13 protein-coding genes and 1 tRNA gene are annotated in these 16,665 nt (G+C 60.4%); 11 read left to right on the top strand and 3 right to left on the bottom strand.

Annotation, left to right across the window (positions count from 1 at the left end; all coding sequences use genetic code 11):
* The first annotated feature begins 35 nt into the window (after positions 1–35).
* Together L7N97_RS15640 and L7N97_RS30300 are read left to right on the top strand one after the other, a co-directional pair.
* Positions 36–110: transfer RNA gene (locus L7N97_RS15640), tRNA-Thr, on the top strand.
* A 160-nt stretch (positions 111–270) separates the two neighbouring features.
* Positions 271–1,788 carry a tyrosine-type recombinase/integrase gene (locus L7N97_RS30300; RefSeq protein ID WP_237479243.1) on the top strand — a complete coding sequence of 506 codons (1,518 nt, stop codon included), beginning with the start codon at positions 271–273 and terminating at the stop codon, positions 1,786–1,788.
* Positions 1,789–1,794: 6 nt separating this feature from the next.
* Here the strand turns inward: L7N97_RS30300 and L7N97_RS15630 are convergent, their stop codons facing one another.
* Positions 1,795–2,361, bottom strand: a complete 567-nt coding sequence (locus L7N97_RS15630; RefSeq protein ID WP_237479242.1) for a hypothetical protein — start codon at positions 2,359–2,361, stop codon at positions 1,795–1,797.
* Between the two features lie 506 nt (positions 2,362–2,867).
* On the opposite strand from L7N97_RS15630, the gene L7N97_RS15625 reads away from it, so the two are divergent.
* From L7N97_RS15625 to L7N97_RS15595, 7 genes are all read left to right on the top strand, one after another.
* Complete coding sequence (locus tag L7N97_RS15625) at positions 2,868–3,605, top strand: recombinase family protein (protein WP_237479241.1); 738 nt, start codon at positions 2,868–2,870, stop codon at positions 3,603–3,605.
* Between the two features lie 327 nt (positions 3,606–3,932).
* The gene (locus L7N97_RS15620; RefSeq protein WP_237479240.1) at positions 3,933–4,367 is read left to right on the top strand and encodes a hypothetical protein; all 435 of its coding nucleotides are present in this window, start codon (positions 3,933–3,935) and stop codon (positions 4,365–4,367) included.
* Between the two features lie 359 nt (positions 4,368–4,726).
* Positions 4,727–5,176 (top strand): hypothetical protein, encoded by a 450-nt coding sequence (locus L7N97_RS15615; RefSeq protein ID WP_237479239.1) that lies wholly within the window; start codon positions 4,727–4,729, stop codon positions 5,174–5,176.
* Positions 5,173–5,991, top strand: coding sequence for a ParB/RepB/Spo0J family partition protein (locus L7N97_RS15610; RefSeq protein WP_237479238.1), 819 nt, complete (start codon positions 5,173–5,175; stop codon positions 5,989–5,991). The genes L7N97_RS15615 and L7N97_RS15610 overlap by 4 nt, the downstream gene beginning before the upstream one ends.
* Positions 5,992–6,272: 281 nt before the next feature.
* Positions 6,273–6,650 (top strand): hypothetical protein, encoded by a 378-nt coding sequence (locus L7N97_RS15605; protein ID WP_237479237.1) that lies wholly within the window; start codon positions 6,273–6,275, stop codon positions 6,648–6,650.
* Between the two features lie 673 nt (positions 6,651–7,323).
* Positions 7,324–8,460 carry a TIR domain-containing protein gene (locus L7N97_RS30295; protein WP_237479236.1) on the top strand — a complete coding sequence of 379 codons (1,137 nt, stop codon included), beginning with the start codon at positions 7,324–7,326 and terminating at the stop codon, positions 8,458–8,460.
* A gap of 411 nt (positions 8,461–8,871) precedes the next feature.
* Positions 8,872–9,827 (top strand): IS630 family transposase gene (locus L7N97_RS15595; RefSeq protein WP_237479235.1). Its coding sequence is split into 2 segments (ribosomal slippage): positions 8,872–9,211 and positions 9,211–9,827, totalling 957 coding nucleotides; the frame shifts between segments, so codons are not numbered across the junction.
* Here L7N97_RS15595 and L7N97_RS15590 read toward each other — a convergent pair.
* On the bottom strand, positions 9,812–11,233 hold the full coding sequence (locus tag L7N97_RS15590) for a P-loop ATPase, Sll1717 family (protein WP_237479234.1): 1,422 nt from the start codon (positions 11,231–11,233) through the stop codon (positions 9,812–9,814). The genes L7N97_RS15595 and L7N97_RS15590 overlap by 16 nt on opposite strands.
* A 401-nt stretch (positions 11,234–11,634) precedes the next feature.
* Here L7N97_RS15590 and L7N97_RS15585 point away from each other — a divergent pair, with 401 nt between their 5' ends.
* Entirely contained in the window at positions 11,635–12,045 is a 411-nt protein-coding gene (locus L7N97_RS15585) for a TIR domain-containing protein (RefSeq protein WP_237479233.1), read from the top strand.
* Positions 12,045–12,935, top strand: coding sequence for a DUF4231 domain-containing protein (locus L7N97_RS15580; protein ID WP_237479232.1), 891 nt, complete (start codon positions 12,045–12,047; stop codon positions 12,933–12,935). The genes L7N97_RS15585 and L7N97_RS15580 overlap by 1 nt, the downstream gene beginning before the upstream one ends.
* A gap of 231 nt (positions 12,936–13,166) precedes the next feature.
* Here the strand turns inward: L7N97_RS15580 and L7N97_RS15575 are convergent, their stop codons facing one another.
* Positions 13,167–16,565: a bifunctional DNA primase/polymerase gene (locus tag L7N97_RS15575; RefSeq protein ID WP_237479231.1), complete on the bottom strand. Its 3,399-nt coding sequence runs from the start codon at positions 16,563–16,565 to the stop codon at positions 13,167–13,169.
* Between the last annotated feature and the right edge of the window lie 100 nt (positions 16,566–16,665).

The raw sequence follows: 16,665 nt of genomic DNA, 5'->3' as shown, positions 1-16,665 counted from the left end.
CCACGACGACGAGACAACGTCTCGCATCGTCCGAGGCTGCCGTAGCTCAGTGGTAGAGCACTCCATTGGTAATGGAGAGGTCGAGAGTTCAATCCTCTCTGGCAGCACCATCAAACCCCCTTGACGACCAATGTGTTAGGCCTTTTCAGAGGCTTACAGCGTTCCCGCTCTCACACAGCGGGCTCACACATGGCGTTAAAGATGGCCCAGCCCTGGCGAGACCCGAAGTCCCACGTTTGGAGCCTGCGGCAGCGCACCCCGACCGATCTCGTGGGCAAGCTCAAGGGCAAGACGGTGATGCTCCCCGTGGGCGAGGGCTTCGCTACGGTGAAGGTTGGGGCGATGGTGCAGGCCAGCCTACGAACCTCCGACCCCAGGACGGCGAAGGAGCGCCATGCCAAGGCTGATGCGGCCCTTCGGCAGTTCTGGGATGGGCATCGGACCGGGCCCGCCCGGCTCACGGTGAAGCAAGCGGCAGCACTCGCTGGTACGCTGTATGAGGCATGGTCCAAGGCGGAGGGCGAGGGAACCGCTGCCATGTGGGATCACGTCGCGGCGGAAGACAAAGCCGCGCGGGATGGCCTGCTAGCCTTGCGGATCGGGGAGGAGGCGCAACGGGATGCCTCGCGAGAGGTGCGCTTCGGAAAGTTCGCTGATGCGCTCTTAGCCCGTGAAGGGCTGGTGGTCGATAGCGATAGCCGGACGCTGTTGCTCAAGGCTGTTCAAGGCGCCATGGAAGACGTGACGAAGCGGCTTCGGAAGGCCGTGGACTTCGACTTCACGCCTGACCCTGCCGCCCAGCGCTTCCCTGAATGGCAGCGCCCCGAGGCAGCCCCGAAGGCGCCAGCGGGCAAGCTCACGGTGGATGACGTGTTCGCCGCCTGGACAGCATTCAAGGCCGACAAGCTGGCCCCGAACACGGTGAAGCGCTACGGCGCAAGCTTCCGCTCCCTGGCGGCTTTCGTGAAGGGTCGGGAGGTGAACGCGCTTGCCCCCGAGGACATCCACGGATGGGCCGAGCACCGGCGGGACAGCGAGGCCGTCAGCGCCGGAACGATCAATCGCGTGGACCTCGTGGCCGTCAGCGCGGTCTTCAAATGGGCCACGGGCATGGAGGGCAAGAAGCTAATGCGGGCCAACCCGGCCGCAGGCCTCCGCCTATCGGAAGGCCGAGCGGTTCAGAAGCGGGAGAAGGTGTTCCGCGCGGAGGAGATCAAGGCCGTCCTGCGGGCTGCGCTTGCCGCTCCTCCCGAGCCTCGCAATCCTACGGCGGGCTTCGCCAAGCGGTGGTGCCCATGGCTTGCCGCTTATTCCGGGGCGCGCATCTCGGAACTGACCGGCTTGCAAGGTTCGGATGTGAGGCTTGAAGGCAACGTGCCCGTAATGGACTTTCGGAAGACGAAGACAGGCATTGCCAGGACGGTCCCCCTGCACGAGCACATTATCGCGATGGGCTTCCTGGATTTCGCCAGATCGCGTGGAAGCGGGCCGCTGTTCTACGATCCCGCACGCGCCACCGGGAAGGCCGTAACCGATCCCGCGGAGATCCGCTCCGGGCATTTGGTCAAGTGGCTGCGGGAAACTGTGACGTTGGACGAAGAGCTACAGCCGAACCACGGATGGCGCCACACATGGAAAACGAGGGCTTTGGAGGCCGACATTCAGGAACGGATCAGCGATGCCATTACGGGTCATGCCGCCACTCGTGTATCTCAGAAGTACCAGACGCCCACAGTCAAGATGATGGCGGATGCCATGGCCAAGTTCCCGCGTTACGATCTTTCCTGAATTCTTTCATGCGTTGCGAAGATGGTCCGGAACGGGAGCACCTCTTAGATCCATCTCAAAGACGAGAACATGCGTGTAGAGTCTCTTGTTACGAAGAAACTCTTCACGAAGGTCCTGCGATGTCCATTTTGCATCACCATTCTTCATCTTCTTCCAAATCTCCACCCTAGGATTACCACCGCCCCATGCTTTTCCTGGCTTTTCTGGATCATTGCTGACCTCTACAAATATCGGATCTGATGTGGATACAGGCCTAGAATGCGCTATCTGATTGCGAGATGCTGCCGCTTGCGTCACTCGGCGTTTCAACTCTTGCCAGCGAGTCCGGTAGGCAGCATCAGCGTTGAGCAGGGATGCATCAATCAGTGATAACTTCGCTTCCAGACCACGGGCAATTGCGAAAATCGCGTCGGCCCTATTCTTTGGCCCACTCAATGCCGCTGCAAAGACGTTTTCGAGATGGTCCTCGACGCCTTGATACTCAATGATGCACTGCCCAGCTTGTGAGAAGAACATCATCCTCTGTTGAAGGAGCGCTACCATCTCTGGTGACTTGGGGGAATTGGACGACATGATTGGCGGCTTCCTATGTCTCACGCTGGTATGTCAGGTGAATAGGAAATTTTCTGGAACATTTTTTCGAGGTCTCTTCGAGCATAAGCGAGCGGGCGCGCTCCCCCCTGGCCGGGGGCGGACCGTGGGCGATACAGGCGCATGGGATGGCGCGCGCGCGCGCGGGAGATGGAACCCGCAATGACGTACAGCCGGGCGCGGGTTGTTGCCACCATCGGGACTTACCACTCGCTACCCGCCTCAAGCCGCTCTCTCCGCCAGCGCTCAGGTTAACTGGTTCGCGGGACGCTCTGCTAGCGCCTTGCTCGAAATGCCAACGCTCAGCCCCACCCGCGTCTCGTGCTCACGCTCATCCGGTACACGACCGATGTACGACGATATCCGAGCGGATGGGTGCGGGGGGGACAGCTAGGACGGCCGACTAGGCCCAGCTTGACAGGCCCATTCGGAGACGCTTACATTTGCTGAAACGAACGTAGTGGCAGACGTAAGCAGGGCTTGGCACCATGGCGCAAGGCAAGTTTGTCTCGTATCTGCGGGTCTCCACGGCCCGCCAGGGTGCATCGGGCCTTGGCCTTGATGCGCAGCGCAGCGCCGTCACAGGCTTCCTGAACGGCGGTTCGTGGGACCTCGTGGCGGAGGTGGTCGAGGTTGAGAGCGGCGCCAACGATGAGCGGCCGAAGCTGGCGGAGGCCATGGCGATGTGCCGGGTCCACGGGGCCACGCTCCTCATTGCGAAGTTGGACCGCCTGTCCCGTGACGCGCACTTCCTGCTTGGCTTGCAGAAGGCGGGCGTGCGGTTCGTGGCGGCCGACATGCCGCAGGCGAACGAACTGACCATAGGGCTTCTCGCCGTGGTGGCGCAGCACGAGCGGCAGATGATTTCGGCGCGGACGAAGGCGGCCCTTGCTGCCAAGCGGGCGAAGCTCGCCAGCCTCACGGATGCCGAACGGGACGCGCTCCGGGCCGCGGGGAAGGCCACCACGCTCGGCGGGAACCGGGGCAACCTCACCGCCACCATCCGCCAGCGGGGCACAGAGACCAGCGCCAAGGTTCGCGGGGAGGCCGCCAAGGGCCGGGCCAGTGATCTCGCTCCGGTGCTGGCCCAGCTTCGGGCGGAGGGCGTCACGTCGCTCCGGGCGGTGTCGGCGGCGCTGAACACGAGGGGCATCCCTACGGCGAGGGGCGGGCAGTGGACTCCTACCCAGGTGTCCCGCTTGCTGGCCCAGGTCGGAGATGCGTGATGCCATAGGTGCAGTTCGCTGCACCGGAGCTGGCTAGTGGGACTAGCCGGAAAATGATGGAAGGCTGGCTAGAGCCACAGCTTGCGGGATCGAAGCTGGCTAGTGGACTAGCCGAAAGGGATGCGGTTTCATCCACATGCGGATGTATCCTCTCCGGGGTAGGAGAGGTTATGGAAAATCTATCCTACCTAGGATGGATTAGATCGGCCTCATTATCTGGACTGCTCGCATTTTGTGCTTGCGAATAGCAACGGTGCTAAGCTAGCAAGCGCGAGCAACGGCGAACCATGGTGGTCTAAAGCCGGGCTTTTCCCGAGATGATCGAACATGAGGCAGGCTATCAGCGCCATCGCATGGCCGCGTGTGGGAGGCCGCATTCGTATCGGCAGTTTCTTCATTGGTTGGCATGACTGGCAGAACTTCCGTTTCGGTCTGCTGTTGCCGGGTGCCGGGGACGCCGAAGAGGAGGAAGACTCGGGAGTGTGGGTGTTCCACTACTCGCCAGCGACCCTCAAGGGCTGGGAGGTGCCGGGAGAGTTTCCGCTCAAGGCCCGGAGATGGGGGGCCGTTCGGCGGGGGTTCTTCGCCTTCGATCACGAGGTCTGGACGCGGAAGCTGTCCCCGAGGCTGACGGCGGAGATCGGGGAACACGAGGCCCGGATCGGGGCACGGCAGGCAGAGTGGGCAGAGCGCGAAGCTGAATGGCCGGAGCGTGCAGCCAGCGCCGAAGCTGCCGAGCAGGATGCGCCGCAGACCGCCTAGGAAGACCGTGGGCGGGCATTCAGTAGCGCCGCCCATCATTCTACGTCCGCGCCTGTCTGGCCGGGGACGGGCGCAAATATAGGCCCCATGATCCTCGCCAGCGCCGCAGCGGTTCACCTTCACGACACAACAGGATCAACATGGCGCGACACTGCCGGTCTCCCGGCTGCACTGCGGAAGCCACGAGGTACGGGGCCTACTGCACTTCCCACAAGGCCACCCTCCGCAGGCATGGCGATGCGGACCAACGCGGGATCACGAAGGCCGACCTCAAGGCCCCGCTACGGGCAATCCGGGCGCGCATCGAGCGCAACGGCGGGAACCCCGTATGGGCTCAAAGCGAGGACCGATGGCGGGAGATGGTCGGTCATGCTCGCGTTGTGCTGGCCCGCCAGGGCGCAGGGAGCGCCTACGTCAGGCAGGCCGCCAGCGAGACGGTGAAGCTGGCGGAAGCCGTCGAGGCGGGGACGGTGATGGAGACTGCCTTCGCCGTGTACCTCATGGCGGATCAGCAGCCGCGCCGGTTCCAGTCCGACAGGGCCTTTCGGGTTCAGCTTGTGCGCCGCCTCCGCGGGCTCACGGAAGCCAACGCTGGCACTTGGTTCGATCACGAGACGGGGAAGACGAAGCGGGTCTATCGGGAGCTTCCCCCGCAGGCCGCCGAGGTCATGGGCGAGTGGATCGCCAAGGCCTTCGGGGCCGTCGGGCTGTTCCTCGCCAGGATGGATCGGGAGCAGCGGGAGGCCGCAGCGCGGAAGACCGATGCGGACCGGGTGAAGATGGCGGAAGCGTTGGAGGCGTTGACGTGAGCGGGATCGAGATCACCGGGGCGGAGCAGTCCCAGCCGGACGAGATGGAAGCGGCGCTGCGGACGTTGGAGGCGAAGGCCAGCGAACCCCGGCCGGCGGTGCTGCCGGACGCGCTCACCATCGCGGCTATCGAGAGGCTTGAGGTGCTGTTCCAGCCCCGAGGCGAGACGGAGCAGCACATCATGGAACTGCGGCGGGGGCTCAAGCGAGACGGCGCGCTGGCACCGCTCACGGTGTTTCAGGCGGGCAGCACGGCGTTCCTCGTGGACGGCCACCACCGATGGACAGCCTACAAACGGGAGCGGTTCGCGGCCCCCGTGCCGGTGGTCTACTTCGAGGGGTCGGCAGAGGAGGCCGTGACGTTCGCCGGCGAGGCCAACAGCCAAGACAAGCAGCCTATGACGACAGGCGAGAAGTCCGACTACGCTTGGCGCCTTGTGAGGTGCGGCCGGTTCAGCAAGTCGCAAACGGCGCGGGCATCCGGCACCAGCAAGGCGACAGTCGCCACGATGCGACGAGTGAAGGAAGCCCTTGGGCCGGATGCGGGCGGGTACGCTACATGGTGGCAGGCGAAGGCAGCGAAACGGGAGCAGGCTTCGCCAAAGAGTGAAGATGAATGGGAAGCGGAGCAACAGCGTAAAGCCGATGTCATAGCGGGCAAGCTCTACGCCATGTTCTATAACAAGCTCGTGAAGAACACGGACGTTGCGGCGATGGCTCTTGCTAGTCACTTTGGGAACCAGCTTGGGCGACTTGCAAAGGACTTGAGGCAGTACGTCGAGGAGCCCGAGGAAGACGAAGACTCCGATTTTTAGAAGAGCACCTGTCCAGCCTCAATGGTCCAATCTGGACAGGGGACCCGGCAGAGAGGCCTCACGACAGCGCCAGCGAGCCCAGGGCGGACATCGGCATGGCCTCCGGGGACCTCAGGTGTACACCTCTCAATGGTCCAAATTGGACAGGGCACATGCCCGAGCGGCCACCATCACGGCCCAGCCGGGACGCCCCACGCCACCGTCATGCGGCCTGCCCGGAGCGCTGGCGGCTGTCAGCCCCGTCCCCCGTCACCCTGCCCACAAAGCCCAAGGAACCCACGATGATCCCCAATCGGCCCCTGCCTGTCGCCAAGCCCGCGAAGCCCAGCACCGCAGCGGCTGCACCTCGCGTCACACCCATGGACCCGAACGGGTTCCGGCATGTGGCCTGCCTCACCGATCCGGCGCAGCATGTCGAGGGCGATGACGCGGGGAACTTTCGCCGGGACACGCAAGCAATGCTGGACGATGACGGTCCGCACGTCTCACCGCGGGAGCGGCGCAATCTGTCGGTCCTGCTCGCGAAGGCCGTGAAGCCGCACCCGTTCCAGCCCGGAGCCGAGGTGGTCGTGATGTCGGATCAGAACTGGCATCGCTGGGACTTTCTCCGGGGATCGTTCGTCATCCTGAACGGCAGGCGGCGCAAGCGGGACGCCTAGGCGGGCACCTTCGGGGGCTCCGGCTGCACTCGGGCCGGGGCCACACGGGCCAGCTTGACGCCCACACTGCGCTCTCACACAATGGAACTTGAGGGAGCGCGTTGGGCACTGAAATCGTTGCGGAATTTGAGGTGGCGCCTGTTTTCAATCCTCTCTGGCAGCACCATAACTCCCTGATTTTGTTACGTTTTCTGCGAGCCTGCTTCAGGCGGCCTTGAAGGGCTGGGGTGCTAGTAAGCACACAGTAAGCGGTTGGGAGAAAACGGCGTCTTCCTCCGGTCAACGGTGGGAAAGGCAAGCGGGGCAAGCCAGCCCCGAGAAACCTAGATTCTGCAGCGGTCATTCCCGTCATTTTGGTCTGAGCGTGTTGGTCGGTCGTTGGGGTAGCGGTGAATGACACTCGTTCCGCTGGACCACCTCGAGTCTCGCCAAGAGCGGAAGACCTCGGTCCGGTTCAGCGAAGTGTATGACACCGACGGCGGCAGGGTCAGGGTCAGTTCCGCGATGGGAAGCCCGAGCGGTCGAATTCAGGCGCTTCAGTTTGATTGAGGCGATCAAACGCCAGCGGCGCCGGAACGCCTGCGGAACTCACCTAAGGGGGGGGGCACCCCCTGCGCCATATGCCTCGGTTTCTCGACACGTGATCCTGTGTTAACTCTTAGGACATCCGTTTGTGAGTGTCCTCATGTCAGCGCAAGATGAACTCAGAGCCATCGCCGAGCGGTTGGAAGATGCGTCCCGTCGTAAAGAGTATGTTGAGGCAAAATCTGCCCTAGAGGAATTGCAAAAGGCAGCTGCCATGGCTGAGGCAGCATTTTGTGGTTCGTGGCTGGGATATCATTCTTGCGTTTATTACAAAAATATCGAAAGCCCACCGGTCGGAGCGCATTTCAGTCAGAAATGGGGTTTTAAAGCGCGGGCCGGCTCAGACGATACAATAGGAGATTGGGAGGTCTATGATCGAGTGAGACTCATCGACGAGTTAAAAGCCAAAGCGGGGTCTTACTCTTTTGAAGCTCTTGCTATCGCGGGGCATGAGACAACCCTTCTGCTCAAGAACGAGCAAAACAATGTAGAGTCGATAATCGCGTCCCAAGGCTATGCTAGGTCTGACACGTTTGTTGACAAAATCACGAAAGAGATCGCCGGTATTAGATCGCTGGACCGATCTCAGATCGAACGGGCATTTGCGCCAAAAGGAGAGATTATCTCATCGGATGTTGAAGCCATGGACGGCGGCATTCGCGTCCCGCCCCATGTCACTGTTACCTCCCTTGTGCTTTCCTATAAAGCACCTTTCAAAGCTTGTGAGAATGCAGGACGACTTTGTAGAACGTTGGCGGTGCATCTCGAACGGATCGACAAGAAAGACCGGCGCGAGGCTCGGATTGGAACCAATGTGTTCATCGGCCATGGCCGATCGAAAGATTGGAGAGAACTGAAGGACTTTGTGGTCGAAAGGCTTCACCTGCCCTTCGATGAATTTAATAGAGTGCCGATCGCAGGTGTTACAAACATCGCCCGGTTGCAGGAAATGCTTGACAGTGCTGCGATCGCCTTTGTGATTATGACTGCGGAAGATGAACTAGCAGATGGTGCTGTGCAGGCGCGCCAGAATGTAATTCATGAGGTTGGGCTGTTCCAGGGCCGGCTCGGGTTTACGAAGGCCATTGTTCTTTTTGAGGAGGGATGTGCTGAGTTCAGCAATATACATGGCCTTGGTCAAATAATATATCCAAGAGGCCGTATATCAGCGACCTTTGAAGATATCAGGCGTATCTGTGAACGTGAGGGACTTATCGAAGCTTGATCCTTTCTCGACAGCGTGCTCAAGCTATGAGCAGCGCCTGTCATAGCTATGGTCGGGATGTGCCCTGTCTCTCACATCCCGAAATGAGCTTATCGGCCACTCCAGATGTTGCCCAGCCTGAAAAACGGCCAAAGAGCTCGATGGACCACCATCCATGTGCCAGGTTCAAAATTTGTATCGCCGCGATAAGCCCAGTGCTCTGCAAATTGTTTGATGACTGTGCCTCGCTCTTGATATCTATCTTCGCTATTTCCGTAGTTCTTCGGATTCCTTGTCGATTGGCCTATCAGGCCAACACGGTATAGATCTTCGAGGACTTTAGAGCTGTTTCCGTCCGGTTTGAGTCGGGACGGTGTAGCGGGTTCGGCCGGGTTGTGATTCGGTGAGGGCAACCTTTGCGGGATGCCCCTGATGCCAAGAGCCCTGTCTGTGGACCTACGCGAGCGTGTTCTGGCCGCTGTCGAGGCGGGCTCCTCCTGCCGCCAGGCGGCCGAGCGTTTCGGTGTCGGGATCGCGACGGCGATCCGCTGGCAAGCCCGCTTCCGGGCCGAGGGCGTGGTCGCGGCCAAGCCGATGGGCGGAGACCAGCGCTCCCGCAACATCGAGGCCCACGCGGAGATGATCCTGCAGGCGTGCGAGGCGGAGCCGCAGGCGTACCTGCGCGAGCTGCGTGAAAGCTTGCGCGAGAAGGGTGTCAGCACGAGCACGAGCGGGCTGCACCGCTTCTTCGTGCGCCACAAGATCAGCCGTAAAAAAGGGATCTGCACGCCGCCGAGCAAAGCCGTTCCGACGTGATGAAGGCGCGCGAGGACTGGTTCGAGGGTCAACTCGACGTGGACCCCGAGCGGGTCGTCTTTCTCGATGAGACAGCGGCGGCCACCAACATGACCCGCCGCCATGGCCGGGCGAGGCGTGGCGAGCGCTGCCGCATCGCGGTGCCGCACGGGCACTACAAGACCACCACGGTCACGGCGGCCCTGCGGGGAAGCGGTCCCTTTGCGATCGAACTGATGGACGGCGCCACAAACGGGGCGCGGTTTCTGGCCTACGTCACCGACGTCCTCATCCCGGCCCTCAAGCCCGGCGACACGGTCGTGATGGACAACCTGAGCGCTCACAAGGTGAAAGGCGTGCGGGAGACTATCGAAACAGCGGGGGCTCGCTTGCTCTACCTTCCGGCATACAGCCCTGACTTCAATCCTATCGAGAACGCCTTCGCCAAGCTGAAGGCCTTGCTTCGCACAGCGGCGGCCCGCACCGTCACGGATCTGCGCGTCGCCATCCGGGAAGCCTTTACCCGCTTCACTCCTGACGAGTGCCGCAACTACCTCGCCGCGGCTGGCTACGATGCCTACGACCCAACCTGATCGGAAATAGCTCTAGCGGCAGAATGACGGCTAAAAAGCTTCACGTTCTGATCTGTCTGTGCCTGTCTCATAATCCTTTCCTCAAAGGTCCTAACGCTGAAATACCTCTCAAATCCAACTAGCAACTTCCTAAGAGATTGTATTTCTGTTGCTGAATAAGCGACATTGAGCTCCTCGCTTCTTTCCGCCCAGGCGTCGATGCTGTATTTTTCGAGCGATTTGGCGAGGGTACGCTCGCTGAAACGCTCATCACCTAGTCCCTTTGCCGCTTCTCCGAATAATAGTATCAAATCCCTAGGATTACACCAAGTCAACTCAACAATCAAGGCTTTGGGATCCATTCCAAATGTCGATCTTTGAAAATACTCTCCTAAAACATCATTGGAAATCTCATACTGAGCAGCTTTCTCTGAAGCGTTGATCTTACGCTCAAATAACGTGACAATAGGCGCCTGCTCGTTCGCCCGGCTTCCGAACCAGCGAAGTTCTCTGCCTCTATCCGCGAGCGTCTTGTTTATTTCATGAGTAGGAACACTGACAGCCGTAAGCACCTCCGAACGAATGCCTGCGAAAACATAGAGTGGAGTTCCAAGCTCAATGAACGCACTATTAATGCGGTCAATGGCTATCACAAGATCTCTAATCAGAACAGCATCGCGCTTGTGCTGAATACGAGATCCAAAAGAGAGATTTAACTCGTCAAAAAACAGATAAATGCCGCGAGGTCCCTCCCATGAAAGCTCCTTCAGCAAGCTCAGACACTGTCTTATAATGACATCAAGGGGCACCTCTCGTTCTGTTTCTCCTGGTTTTCCAGTCAAATTTGCTTCTAAATGTTTCGCTTTGACCTTGAATTGACCGCGCTTTGCAGTTTCCAAAACCCAGCTTAGAAAGCCCTTGCGTTCACCTTCATAGACCTTAGAGATAAGATCTCTGAAATACCGTGTATCTCGATTAGAGGTAAATATCTTTTTGTTATCATCGATAAACTCAGCGATTTCTCGAAATATGAATAGCATCCAGGCGCTTACTGCGTTCTGCTCAGGATCACCATCCTGCTCGATGAGCTCAATCTTGGAAATCTGAGCAAGCCGAACCCGCTCCTCTTCAGTGATATCCCTTGAAAAGGTAACAAATTTTGTCAGACATCCCGACGCCTGAACATCAAGTTGAAGGTAGCGGAGAAAGGCGGTTTTTCCAGCACCTTTCGCACCAAAGACAACATACCGCTCGCCGAAGCGGAACTCGTCTAACGTGACACCAGCAGGTTCAAGGAAGGAGTCTTTGAACTGCGCCAGGGCTGACGCATCACGGGTCAGCACCTCGTTTCTCGCATCCGTCTTGCCGAAATTCACCTTTGATAGCGGCAAACGCGGCTTGGAGGCTTGCTGCGGACCCCTGACCATTCTGAGTTCCTCTCCCTTGCTACCCGTTTTCGGATCGCACTCTGTCCTAGGAGCATGATGATCCTGAATGGCATGACGTCAAGCGCGGCATTTGCGTGAAGGGCTTCGTGTCGCGAGTGCATTTGAGGCATCTAAAAGCATCACCGTATTGTATCGATTTCTCTACTTCTGTCGTGTCGCCAGCTAATCACCTCACACCGAGAGCGATTGTAGCCGGAGAACATTTCAGGCTAGCGCGCGTACCTACCGCAACCCATCCTGTCTTTGCCATGATACAGTTGCAGAAAAGTGTCATTTCATATAGACTCTCAGTCAGACTAAAAGCGGAGCGCCTAAGCGAACTTTGGTTTCATATTCGCTTCAGCAATCCCAGGCCATGAAGACAAACCGGAGTAGTAAGTATGCCTTACCTGCATAACTATCGTCTCTTTATCAGTCATGCCTGGAAATATAGCGACCGGTATCTGCGGGCAACTCGCTTTCTCAATGAGGCAAGTAACTTTCAATGGACGAACTACTCTGTTCCAGAGGACAAGGCATTCGAGGGAATGAACTCTGCTCAACTTGGAGAACAAATGCAGCGGCAGATTCGACCCGTCCAGTGCGTAATTATTGTATCCGGGATGTATGTCAATCATAGTGATTGGATCCAATACGAGATGGATTATGCAAAAACAGTTGGCAAGCCGATCTTAGGAATTCGTCGCTGGGGAGAGAAGCGCACTCCGCAGATCGTGATCGATACCGCCGATGAAATGGTCGCTTGGAACTCTAGTTCGATTGTCTCTGCTATCCGTCGTCTGGTGCCGTAATGAATAACGTAACTTCTAAGGAATTAGAATTTCCTGCTCTATACGACACAGCAAGTGACTTATCTGCGGAGTCGCAATCCTATTACCTCAATCTCATCAGGGGTGAATATGTCCTTCTGCTTGTGTCTGCTTTTCTATCAATGGATTTTAGTGATAAGCCAATATATTTCGCGTTCTACGCCTTCATTTTTGTACTGTCGCTGGGAATATCAATCGTTAGAAATTGGCGAAAGCCTGAGCAGGACTGGTACAAGGGTAGAGCCTTGGCAGAGTCCATCAAGACATCTTGTTGGAGGTATTGTATGCGCGCGGAGCCATTCGGCGACGCTGACAAGCTCTCGATCCGCCGTTCCGAGTTCCGGAACCATCTACTCGCCATTCTTGAGGCGAACCGGCATATTGGTGAGCGTCTACCACCAGACACCGCAGCAAATGACCAAATAACAGTTAGCATGGAGGAAACGAGAGCACTCGACCTAAGTAGCAGAAAAGCCTTCTACGAGGAACATAGAATCCGGAATCAAAGGACGTGGTATGCTCGAAAAGCCAGCCGCAACAAGCGGGCTAGCCGAATTTGGGTCTTCGCCTCAGTTATTGCATATCTCTTTGCTATCGGGTTGACAATCGGGCGAATTGTTTATCCGGAGTTCAAGCTATGGCCGATTGAACCTGTCATTGTGATTGCGTCATCCATAATTGGCTGGACGCAGGTAAAAAAGTTCAACGAACTAGCGTCGAGCTACACTCTTACTGCTCATGAAATCGGGATAATTCAAGGAAGGGTCAAAGAAATCTCCACCGAGCCGGAATTCTCAACTTTCATAAATGAAGCGGAACAGGCGTTCTCACGTGAACACACGCAGTGGGTCGCTAGACAACAATCGGCTTAGGCCAGAGGAGCCACTATGGCGCGATACCTCGGCCTTTGACCTCAGGTTTTACTTCGACTTCGTATGTTAGCAGAGGAGGACGTGCCTTTGCGGAGTCAAAATACAAAGCTTCAAAAGCGTCACCTGCGGTCAGGTCGAGGTAGCACGTCACCCACAGTTGTATAGTGCAGAGGGACCCGAGCGCAAGGGGGTAGGGCACGGAATGGTTGCACTCGCTCCCGCCACACCCGGTCATGCCGCTCGATGCCTCCTCCACCCCCCAGGCCCGATTGGCTCGCCATCCTCCCCCTCGACGCCGCAGTCAGCCGGCAAGAGCATGTCAGCGCCCTCGATATCATCCCAACGCTTGCGCTCGACGAACCTCGCATCGCCTTCACGCATCACAGCGGATTTGACCGCGTTGCGCTCCATCGCGGTAGCAGTCCGCCCGAGCCGAGCTTCGACCCGCTCCCACACGTCTCCCGGCGCATCGCCGTCCATAGACCTCACGACCCCCGCCAGCTTCAGCCGATCCAAGGCCCTCGCCGGAACCTCGACGCTCTCCATCGGGCCGACATTTGCCTCAAGCCATTCCCGCACGGCCGCAGGCTCGCGAGGGCCGCCAGGGAGGGTGAACGCATCGGTCACTGGGAAGCGACCCGCCCGCTTGTAGGTCACGGCGCTGACGGTGGCCCTCAGGTCTATATAGGATTCTTCTATAGACGTGGGGGCCACCGTCACGGCAGCAGTCAGCACGCGGGCGGCCTTCCGGGTCGCGGCAAGGTCGGGATAGGCGATGGCCGCGTCCCCGGCCTTGTCGAGCATCACGCCGCGAGCGGCCATGTCGGACCACGGCCCGAGGCGAGCATCGTCCCACCGCTCGACGCGATCCACCGTGACGGGAACAACCACGTCGCCGATGATGTCGAGGAAGAATGGCGAGAGAGCGTTACGCCTGAGCGGGCGGAGCCGCCCCACGGCCTGGATCAACTGAGCCTCGCAAACCTGCCAGCGAAGGGCCTCAGCGATCGGGTCGGCGTGGCGATCGCACGGGATGCCCCAAGCGCGTCCGTCGGCGAGACGGATGCCGCCGGGCACCTTGTCGAACCATCGCGTTTTTCCCGGCTCGACAGGCGCGCTCGGGATCGGCTCACCCGTGAAAACCGCGGCATTCCCCTCCATCGCGAACAAGCTCGGCGACGGGCGGCCGATGACGATGAGGCCCCGCACGGCCCGCATACTGTCGAGCCCCGCCAGAGCCCCGAAGCTCGCGGTCGTGACGTTCTCGGGCAGGCCCATGGCCCGCAATCGTTCGATGGCGCTCTTTTGAGCGACCACGGCCACGGTCAGCGGCCACGCAAGCCGGGCACGAAGGCTTATGATCCTGATAAGATCGTTATAGACTTCGACGTTCCCAGGCTTGGCCGTGAGGCCGAGCTTTGTCGCGCTCACGGGCGCCTCGACGATCTGCCGAACCTCGCCGAACGCCGGCCACCGAGCGGAAACGCTGGCCTTCATTTCGACAGGCATCCCGAGCGCGAGCGACAGAAGCTCAGCGGTCGGCGCGGTGGCGTCCAAGATCAGCGTCGGGCAGCGCCAGGTGTCATGCACGGGTCGAAGCGATCGGCGCTCGATAGTCCTCGCCCCGTTCTCATCGGCTCGGCTCAGGGTCAGGCGACCGCTCGCGACGTGGTTCAATTCGAGGAACCGCTCAACCTCGGCCCACAAACCCGCCATCGCCTTGACCTCGCGATTGACAGCGCCGGCTTCGGCGGCACGCCGCGCGCGGTCGCAGGGATCGGTGGCCGGGGTGATGCCGGGGTCAACCCATCGCAGGCTTTCGGCCTCACGGGCCGCGCGGGCGACGGCGGCCGTGATACCGTGATCGTTGAGGGCCTGCCGCGTCACCGGGCCGTCGAGAGAGGAACGAAGAGCCCCCACGAGTAGCACGCGCGCCCTGTCGAGGGTGTCGGCCGAAGCGGGATCGTCGGGCAGGGCAGCATGTTCGATCAGGTCGAGGGTCAGGGTCGCCGGATTCGCGGGAAGCGCCCCGTTGATGAAACTCTCGTCGATCACGAGCGCGTCGAGGGAGCCAAGGGCACCCGGCTTGCCGCGGAAAAGCAGGGCCTGGGGAACGATCCACACGACAGGGCGAGCCGCACGCTGGCGCATGTAGCCGCATTCGGCGTGCCGGGGGCAAACGGTCGCGGGTCGCCCCGACCTCGCGCGGACCTCGCAAACGGCCTCCATCACGTTCCGGGCGCCGGCCTCGCGGGCATCGCGGACGGCAATCGGATTCAGACAAATGGCGTCGCCGGGGCGCTCGGGGTCGGGCTGGTCACGTCCGCGGTAGACGCGAGCATCGACGCCGAGCTTCGTGAAGCGCACCGCGACTTCCTCGCCCAGCCTCACCGTCGGGACGGCATACCCGATGTTGAGCCCCCCGCACGCGGCACCGGCGACAGAAGCGATTGCCCGCTCAGTCTTCCCAATGCCGGTCTCAATCTTCAGAACCCAGGCTTGGCTTTCGGGCGCGAGTAGGCCACCGGCACCCGCCCGGAAGAGCGCCAGGGCATTTCGATGGGTTGGGACGCACAAGGTGAAAAACTCGCCGACGTGCCGCGCGACCTCGGCTTCGGCCTCGGCGACCGGCAGCGCGTCGACCGGGTAGGTCGCGGCGACGCCGTCGAGCCTCGGGGGAAGCGAGATGATCCTTCGCGTGATCCGGTCCAGCGTGCCGCGTGCCTTCACCATGGCGTCGGCATGGGTCCAGGCCCGGCCTTCTACGTCGAGGCGCGCCGTCGCACTGAACCGCTCCCACGCAAAGGCTGCGATGCCTTCGACAGTCAGGACGGCGCCGTTTTGATTGAGGCGGTTCGCCGCGCCCCATATCTCGCGAGTTAGGTAGGCTTCGCGACCGTCGACGACGTAGCCCTCGGCATCACGAACGATCTCGGCCGACTCGCCCCCGCCCGCCTTGCGGCCCCGTCCAGCGCCGCCGCTCATGGAAAGGGCGACAACCCCGTTCACGAGGTTCAGGAACGCCGCAACCTGTTCGCCCGTGATCTCGGGCGCGGCCTGCGGCTCGGCCGTCAGCGGGCTTTCCCTGCCGATCCATTCATAGCGCCGACCCGTGCCGGGGTGGATGCCGAAGGCGACAAACTGCTTTTTGTCGGCGAGGACATCAACGCCGCCGCCGAAACCATCGAGCGGCGGATACAGGCCACCCGCGATCGGCTCTGCCGCACGATAGACGAGCAAGAGCTTCGGCGCCGCACCCTGCCGAACAAACGGCGTGTCGCCGAATACCTCACGCGCAATACCTGCGATTTCGCCGGCCTTGGCAGCGTCGCGCACGTCGATGTCGATCCCGACCACAGTCCCGCATGGCACGCCGGTCCCGCTGGCGGTCGGGTCGCCATAGCTTTGAAACTGCCGCTCCCACGAATGCACGTCGACGAGCGTAGGGAGGTCGGCCTCAAACTCGGCATAGGTGGCCCACGCTTTCAGAAGGGGACGCTTGCCGGCGCCCTTCTTCGTGTCGTCATGTTCCGCGATTGGGAGAACGCCCCAGCGGTTCCCGAGAAGGGCGACGCGAACTTCGGATGGGGTGAGGCCAGGGACGCCGGAGCGCGGGGGCGCGGGGATCATGAGAAAAGGTCCGGGGGGGCGGTCATGGGCGCGGTCACGAAGGCCGCGCAAGGGGTTCAAGCCGAGTTCACGACCAATCGCGCACACCGAATCCAATCGG

The sequence above is a fragment of the Lichenibacterium dinghuense genome (assembly GCF_021730615.1).
GTDB classification, from domain to species: Bacteria; Pseudomonadota; Alphaproteobacteria; order Rhizobiales; family Beijerinckiaceae; genus Lichenihabitans; species Lichenihabitans dinghuensis.
The sequence above is the reverse complement of the archived record's forward strand: the minus strand, read 5'-3'. Positions and strand labels throughout refer to the sequence as shown.

What these genes read in the sequence shown, in the direction of transcription:
- L7N97_RS15630 (WP_237479242.1), bottom strand. Translation starts at nt 2,361, where the DNA reads ATGTCGTCCAATTCCCCCAAGTCACCAGAGATGGTAGCGCTCCTTCAA.
- L7N97_RS15625 (WP_237479241.1), top strand. Translation starts at nt 2,868, where the DNA reads ATGGCGCAAGGCAAGTTTGTCTCGTATCTGCGGGTCTCCACGGCCCGC.
- L7N97_RS15620 (WP_237479240.1), top strand. Translation starts at nt 3,933, where the DNA reads ATGAGGCAGGCTATCAGCGCCATCGCATGGCCGCGTGTGGGAGGCCGC.
- L7N97_RS15615 (WP_237479239.1), top strand. Translation starts at nt 4,727, where the DNA reads ATGGTCGGTCATGCTCGCGTTGTGCTGGCCCGCCAGGGCGCAGGGAGC.
- L7N97_RS15605 (WP_237479237.1), top strand. Translation starts at nt 6,273, where the DNA reads ATGATCCCCAATCGGCCCCTGCCTGTCGCCAAGCCCGCGAAGCCCAGC.
- L7N97_RS15590 (WP_237479234.1), bottom strand. Translation starts at nt 11,233, where the DNA reads ATGGTCAGGGGTCCGCAGCAAGCCTCCAAGCCGCGTTTGCCGCTATCA.
- L7N97_RS15585 (WP_237479233.1), top strand. Translation starts at nt 11,635, where the DNA reads ATGCCTTACCTGCATAACTATCGTCTCTTTATCAGTCATGCCTGGAAA.
- L7N97_RS15580 (WP_237479232.1), top strand. Translation starts at nt 12,045, where the DNA reads ATGAATAACGTAACTTCTAAGGAATTAGAATTTCCTGCTCTATACGAC.
- L7N97_RS15575 (WP_237479231.1), bottom strand. Translation starts at nt 16,565, where the DNA reads ATGATCCCCGCGCCCCCGCGCTCCGGCGTCCCTGGCCTCACCCCATCC.